The sequence below is a fragment of the Pseudarthrobacter albicanus genome (assembly GCF_018224015.1).
GTDB classification, from domain to species: Bacteria; Actinomycetota; Actinomycetes; order Actinomycetales; family Micrococcaceae; genus Arthrobacter; species Arthrobacter albicanus.
Map to the genome: position 1 here is coordinate 1 of NZ_JAGPOT010000030.1, position 6,198 is coordinate 6,198.

The window sequence follows — 6,198 nt, forward strand, 5'->3', positions numbered from 1 at the left end:
AGAAGGTGTGCGGCTCCCAGGACCGTTCGGGGAGCAAGTACGGGACTGATCCGTACTGAATAGGAACGGTGAAGCGGGTTGGATCAGTGCGGACAGCACTGCCGCCTCGCTGATGGCTGCGTCCTTGGTGGCCGTCAGCAGTGTCAGCGGTCCGTGCCGGGACAGGGCGCGGAGCCGGTCAGGGGCTGCGGCAGCCTCGGGCGCCTCCAGTTCAATACGATAACGGCGGCCGAACTCTTCGAAGCGACCGGGGTCGTGGGCGTACCACTTGCGCAGCGCCGGCGATGGGGCGAGCACTTTGCACCATTCGTCAATGTGGGCTTTTTCCTTGGTCAGGCCCCGCGGCCAGAGCCGGTCCACGAGAAGGCGCGTGCCGTCCGACTCCAGCGGATCCTCATAGATGCGTCGTACTTTCACTGCATGCCGCGTGACCATGGGATGTCTCCTTCGGGATGACCGTCATCCATTGAGGACGGAGCCGCCGGGCCCGGTGTTCGGAGAGCCGGGTCATCGGATTTGCGGACGGCGTAGCGGTGGCCGCCGGAATCAGATCTGATGCTAAAGGTGGCGAGTTCCCTGTCGGATGCTTCTTCGTCGTGGTCGTGCCGGTGCAGCACGGGAGCGCTTGGGTCGCCGTGATCTGCTGGGCCTAAAAGAGGCCGCAGCCGATCGGTCAAGTGCATGAAGTCTCCGGCCAAATCCCGGTCGTTGGGCATGATGTTCCCTCCCTGGGTGTTCTGCTCGCTGTCTTCTCTACGGGGTCTGTTTCTGGGAAACCGGGGAGGCACTCCTTTGCTCCTCCTGGTGCCCCGGCCGTTCGGATGTCGCGGAGGGCAAGCGCTGCCTGGACGAGCGCGGCATGGGTCAGGGCCTGCGGAAAATTGCCCAGGAGGGCACCGGTTGCCGGATCAATTTCTTCACTGTAGAGCCCGAGCGGGGTGGCGTTCTCGAGGAGTGCCGTGAAGAGTCCGGTGGCTTCGGCGTGCCTGCCGGTGTGGGCGAGGGCCTGAACGAGCCAGAATGAACAGGGCAGAAACGCCCCTTCGGTTCCGGGCAGCCCGTCCCGGCCGGGCGGGTAACGGTAGAGGAAAGGGAAGCCGGCGGACAGTTCGCGCCGGGTGGCATCCACTGTTCCTTTGACGCGGGCGGAGCCGGCCTCCTCGAGGCCGATGATGGGCAGGACAAGCAGTGCGGCGTCCAGGTCGGAGGATCCGTAGGTGCGGGTGTAGGTGTTCCTGACGGGATCAAAGCCCTTGGCCCGGATCTCGGCGGCGATATTGTCCCTGGCCCTCTGCCATCGCTGGCGGTGCCGTGCGCGGAGGCGGTGGGTCTGGCCGATGCGGAGTGCACGGTCCAGGGCGAGCCAGCCCATCATTTTTGAGTGCACGTGCTGGGCGGCGTCGGCGCGGATCTCCCATATTCCGGCGTCGGGCTCCTGCCATCGCAGGGCTACGAGGTCGGCGAAACCCCGCATGGCCCGCCACGTCTCCGAATACAGCCGGTGTCCGCCCTGCACGAGCACCCAGGCGGCGTCCAGGACCCATCCGTAGCCATCGAGCTGGTGCTGGCTGGCCGCGCCGTTGCCGGTGCGGACCGGGGTGCTGCCGGCGTACCCTGGCCAGCCCTGCAGCGTGCGCTCAGCAGGGACATGTCCTCCGGCCAGGGTCAGCAGGGCCGGCAGCCGGGGCCGTTGGAGCCGGCTGGCATGGAGCAGCCAGCCGAGGAATTTCCGCGCTTCGGCGGATTTGCCTGCACCCAGGAAGGCGCCGACGCCGATGCTGGCGTCCCGCGGCCAGGCGTAGCGGTAATCCCAGTTCCGCATGCCTCCGGGGTCCTCGGGTAAGGACGTGGTGGGCGCTGCCACGGGCGCGCCCGAGGGAGAGTAGGTCAGCAGCCGGAGGGTCAGCAGGCTCCGCAGGACCGGTTCCCGGAAGGGAACCCGATCGTCGACGTCGTCCGTCCAGTCCCGCCAGCGGGCCTCGTCGGCCTCGACGAGGTTCCAGGCGGTTGCCGGGTCGAGGTGGATGAGCGGTTCGCCGTAGGCCAGGGCCAGCACGAGGGTGACGGGCCGGCCTGGACTGACTGTCAGCAATTTCCGCCGGCCCGGCTCCAGGTCCAGCTCCGGGCTGCAGCCCAGGGACAGGGCCAGCGGACCCCACCCGCAGACCAGGTCCCGCCCGCGGCGGACGCGCGGGCGGCGGTGCTGTTCGCCCAGCCTGGGGTCAAAGTCGACGACGGCGGCCATGGGTGACCCCTCCGCGGTGAGCCGTCTGATCAGGACCGTCGTGGGCAGCAGTTGGCCGGCCACCTCAGCCACCATGGCTTCGGTGAGGGTAAGCCGGCCTGCTCCTGATGACCACACTGTTTCCAGGGTTGTGCTGTGGTGGCGGTAGCGGCGCGCGATCCGTTGTGCCGGCAGGACCGGCCCGGCCAGGAAAGTGCCGGCTTCGGGTCCGCCCAGGAGTGCGCCGAAAACTGGCTCGCCATCAAACGCCGGGGCGCAGAGCCAGTCCACTGCGCCGTCGGCGGAGACCAGGGCTGCCGTGCGGGTGTCACCGAGCAGCCCGTAACCGGCGATGGGCGAGGGCTGCCCCGCCGGCGTGCCGCGCGGGAGGGGTTCACTCCGGTCCGCTTCCCTTGTCCGTGGCGGGCGCGTGGCTGTCATGACGTCCTCAGGAGCAGCCCGAGGACGGCGCCGTAAAGCACGTGGGCGGCGACCGCGACGGCCGGTGTCTGAATACCGTAATTCAGGCCGAGCAGGCCCGGGGGCTCCAGCACCGCCCTGTTGGCCGGGCCTGCCCTGGTCGATGCCATCCGGGGGTGAACGCCAGGCAGCAGGGGCAGGATCACCGTAAGCGCGACGGCTACGTGGAGCAGCCCCAGCAGCGCCCCGGTCCACCAGGTTGCCTGGCCCAGGAGGGCGAAGGTTGCGGCGTATCCCAAGGCGAATGCCTGGCCGGCGGCAAGATGGATGAAAAAACCCGCGACGCGTGCCCGGTCCGGATCCGGGGTCAGCAGGGTGCCGAGGACCAACGGCAGGTCAAGACGTGTCCAGCCGGCCATTTGCGCGGCAATCATCACCACCGTCAGGGCGCCGGTGGCCAGCAGACCGAACAGGGCCCACCCTTGCCAGTCCATTTCAGCTGCCTCCGCCGCCCCTGCAGCACAGTGCACAACGGGGCCGGTGCAGCCGTTCCGGTCTGCTCGCCCGGCGGTGCGCTGCCCCGGCAGGGGCAACCGGCAGGAAAGACGAACGGGCGTCCCGCCGCCGTACTGGCTCCGGGACCGGGTGGGGAAGCATGACGCCCCCTTCTAAAGTTGGCTCCCTTGAATTTAGAACGTAGAATCAGGTCCGTCAAGACCTCCTGCGGCCCGGTACACCCCACCGTCACCGGACGAATCAACCCGCTGTGGGAGAGTGGAGGCATGCAAATGGCCTCGCAGCACGCACCGCGGCAACCGGTGTCCGGGAATCGGGTATTCCGGCTGGCCCATTGGGCCTCGGACACGGTCAACCGCCTTCGCGTGAAGACTGCCAGGCGCTCGAAGTTCGTCCCGCAGATCATCGCGTACCAGGGGTACGGGTCCACTGAATGGGTCCGGGTGCTCGGCCGCGTGCTGCTGACCAGCAAGCCGGTTCCCGGCAGCCGGGCGGAACACGCCGCCCAAAACGGCAACCAGAACATCCGCGGCTGGCGCGCGTTCACTTCCGTGCCGATCCAGTTCACCGAGGTGGACATCGAGATCGGCGGCGCCACCACCCGCGTGCGGGCGGACCGCGGGGGCCTCGTGGACGCCGTCGTCCCGGTCGCGCTCACACCGGGCTGGCACACCACCGTCCTGCGGGCCGAAGGCACGGAACCGGCCACGGCGCGCATCTTCGTCATCTCCCCTGATACCCGGCTGGGGATCGTCTCGGACATTGACGACACGATCATGGTCACGGCGCTCCCCCGGCCGTTCCTGGCGCTGTGGAACACCTTCGTCCTGAACGAACGTGCCCGGATGGCGACCCCCGGCATGGCCGTGCTGCTGGACCGGCTGACGGTGGAGCATCCGGACGCACCGGTGATCTATCTGTCCACCGGCCCGTGGAATGCCGCCCCTACGCTGGCGCGCTTCCTGTCCCGCAACATGTACCCCTCCGGGGCCCTGCTGCTGACGGACTGGGGGTTGACCCAGGACCGCTGGTTCCGCAGCGGCCAGGAACACAAGCGCCGGAACCTGGAGCTGCTGACCAGGGAGTTCCCGAATATCCGCTGGCTGCTCTTCGGGGACAACGGCCAGCACGATGAAGATATCTACTCCCGGTTCGCGCAGCAGCATGGCGACAGCGTGGCGGCCATCGGCATCCGGCAGCTTTCCGCCAGCGAGGCCGTGCTGGCCGGCGGCCATTCCGAAAACGGGGACCATACCGGCTCGGCCGTCCCGTGGATCTACTCGCCGGACGGCGCAGGGATGGCGAAGGGACTGAAAGGCCTAAGCCTCCTCTGACGCCGCCCTCGCCGGCCAGTCAGGCTGGATTCACCGGTCCGCCGGGGGCGGCCCGTTCGACGTCGGCGTCCTCCGCCGGCTCTCCGGCACCCGGAGCGTGCGGGGCGGCGCCGTTCCGGGACGCGAGCAGCTCCTGGAGCCAGTAGTAGGAGGCCTTGGGCGTGCGGACCTGCGTGTCGAAATCCACGTGCAGCAGGCCGAATTGCTGCTTGTAGCCGCCGGACCACTCGAAATTGTCCAGCAGGGACCACACGTAGTAGCCGCGCAGGTCGATCGACTCGGCGGGGCCACCGGGCTGGGTCGCTTCGACGGCGGTGCCGATGTGGTCCGCCAGGTACCGCACGCGCCGCTCATCCGGGATGATCAGCCGGTCCGCCACATCCCTGATCTGAAGGTCCTCGAAGCTCGCGCCGCCCTCGGTGATGTAGACCGGCGGGAGGCCCGGGTAGCGTTCGGCCATTTCGGCCAAGGCGACGGACATGTATTCCGGCTTGATGGGCCAGCCATAGGCCGTGATCTCGGTATCAGGGAACGCCGCGATGTGGAACGGGGCACCGGGGGTTCCGCTGAGGTCGTCCCCCATCGCCTCGGCCATGCCTTCCGGCACGGTCCCGTCGCCGGCGCCGGAAGCCACGCGGGTGGGCATGTAGTAATTCAGGCCGTAGAAGTCCAGCGGCTGCGAGATTAGCTCCAGGTCCTCGCTGGACGGGCTGAAGGATGAGAAGAACGTTGCGGCCCGGATCACGTCCGGATATTTGCCCAGCAGCACGGGATCCGCGAAGAGGCGGTTCTGTGCCACGTCCATGAGTCCCGCACTGAGCTTGTCCAGCGGATTGGCGGAGGCAGGCACCATCGGAGAGTAGACGTTCGTGATGCCGATCCCGCCGGCCACCTTCGCCGCCCGCAGCGCCTGCATGGCCAGGCCGTGGCCCAGCAACTGGTGGTGGACGCTGGGCAGGGCCTTGAGCATCAGTGCCTCACCCGGCGCGTGCAGGCCCAACGCATAGCCGTTCGTGGTGACGGTGGCCGGTTCGTTGACTGTCACCCACCGCACCACCCGGTCCCCGTACGCGGCCGCGGCGATGGCGGCGAATTCCCCCAGCCGGTAGGCCGTGTCCCGGTTCATCCAGCCGCCGGCCTCGTCGAGGGGCAGGGGTGTCTCCCAGTGGTACAGCGTGGCCATGGGGGAAATCCCATTGGCCAGCAGCAGATCGATCAGCCGGTCGTAGAAGTCCAGTCCGGCGGGGTTGACCGGGCCGCTGCCGCCGGGCTGGATGCGGGACCAGGACAGCGAGAACCGGTAGGAATCGATCCCCAGTTCCTTCATCAGCGCCACGTCTTCGGGCATCCGGTGGTAGTGGTCGCAGGCGACGGCGGGGCTGTGGCCGTCGACGATCGCGCCGGGCTTGGCGGCGAAGACATCCCATCCGGACGGGCCGCGTCCGTCCTCGTCAAGCGCGCCTTCGATCTGGAACGCCGCCGTCGCCACGCCCATGGTGAAGCCGGGCGGGAGCAGGGCGGCCAGTTCTTTGGCGGAAGCGTTCATCGCCGGATTCCCTCTGTAGGTGTGAAGACGGTTGACTGATTCTAGTGTTCCGTGTTAATGGTTTGTTTGCGTTTCATCTTGCCCAATAGATACTCCGCGGACTTGGTCCAGGTGAACGGTTTGGCGTCCTTGTTGTAGTTTTCGATGTACCGCTCCAT

General features: G+C 67.9%; 5 protein-coding genes. 1 reads left to right on the forward strand and 4 read right to left on the reverse strand.

Translation table 11 applies throughout. The annotated features are described in order from the left end of the window. The 3 genes from J9611_RS08810 to J9611_RS08820 form a co-directional block, all read right to left on the reverse strand. Positions 1–435, reverse strand: a 435-nt coding sequence (locus J9611_RS08810; RefSeq protein WP_211879416.1) for a DUF488 domain-containing protein, incomplete at its 3' end; no start/stop codon positions are given. A gap of 238 nt (positions 436–673) precedes the next feature. Then, positions 674–2,665 (reverse strand): glycoside hydrolase family 15 protein, encoded by a 1,992-nt coding sequence (locus tag J9611_RS08815; RefSeq protein ID WP_211879417.1) that lies wholly within the window; start codon positions 2,663–2,665, stop codon positions 674–676. Next, positions 2,662–3,138, reverse strand: coding sequence for a hypothetical protein (locus tag J9611_RS08820; RefSeq protein WP_211879418.1), 477 nt, complete (start codon positions 3,136–3,138; stop codon positions 2,662–2,664). Before J9611_RS08820 ends, J9611_RS08815 begins: the two co-directional genes overlap by 4 nt. A 288-nt stretch (positions 3,139–3,426) precedes the next feature. Between J9611_RS08820 and J9611_RS08825 the strand changes: the two genes are divergently transcribed. Beyond that, on the forward strand, positions 3,427–4,494 hold the full coding sequence (locus J9611_RS08825) for an App1 family protein phosphatidate phosphatase (RefSeq protein ID WP_211879419.1): 1,068 nt from the start codon (positions 3,427–3,429) through the stop codon (positions 4,492–4,494). Positions 4,495–4,513: 19 nt separating this feature from the next. Here J9611_RS08825 and J9611_RS08830 read toward each other — a convergent pair whose 3' ends face one another. After that, complete coding sequence (locus J9611_RS08830; RefSeq protein WP_211879420.1) at positions 4,514–6,040, reverse strand: GH1 family beta-glucosidase; 1,527 nt, start codon at positions 6,038–6,040, stop codon at positions 4,514–4,516. Positions 6,041–6,198: the final 158 nt, after the last annotated feature.